The sequence below is a fragment of the Mesorhizobium sp. M7A.F.Ca.US.002.01.1.1 genome (genome assembly GCF_004022955.1).
GTDB classification, from domain to species: Bacteria; Pseudomonadota; Alphaproteobacteria; order Rhizobiales; family Rhizobiaceae; genus Mesorhizobium; species Mesorhizobium ciceri.
In genome coordinates this window covers 1-473 of sequence record NZ_RZQE01001049.1, presented here as the reverse complement: position 1 = coordinate 473, position 473 = coordinate 1, and the positions used below count along the sequence as shown (strand labels likewise).

Below are 473 nucleotides of genomic sequence, written 5' to 3'. Positions count from 1 at the left end.
AACATGTTGGGAGCCATCGCACTGACCACCGATCCCGCCAAAAAGATCAGGATCGCGGCGTAGACGGTCGGCCGGCGGCCGTAGACGTCGGAAATCTTGCCATAGAGCGGAGCCACCGCGGTAGCGGTCAGGAGATAACCGGTGACGATCCATGGCAGATAGTGTGCGTTTCCGAGCGCATGCCCGATGGTCGGCATGGCCGGCGCGACAATGGTCTGATCGAGTGCCGCCAACAGCATCGACAACAGCACGCCGCCGATGATGGCGTTCTTTTCGCGCTCTGTTATCGGCGTGCCGGTTTCCGCCATCGTTTTCTCATCGACAGCCTGGTCCATGATCGTTCATCCATAAGCTTGCGATTTGACCGGCGCTGTTCAGCCGCTCCGGCTTCATGACCGTTTGGATCGCATTGGTGTTTTAAGCTCGTTTGGCGAGCCTGATATATGTCGTCCCATATAGGCCGGTTTCGACGG

Annotated in this window: 1 protein-coding gene; it reads right to left on the bottom strand. The window is 58.4% G+C overall.

From position 1 onward, the window contains the following. The coding region (locus EN932_RS37635; RefSeq protein WP_128369595.1) for an MFS transporter at positions 1–335 on the bottom strand (335 nt) is incomplete at its 3' end. Between the last annotated feature and the right edge of the window lie 138 nt (positions 336–473).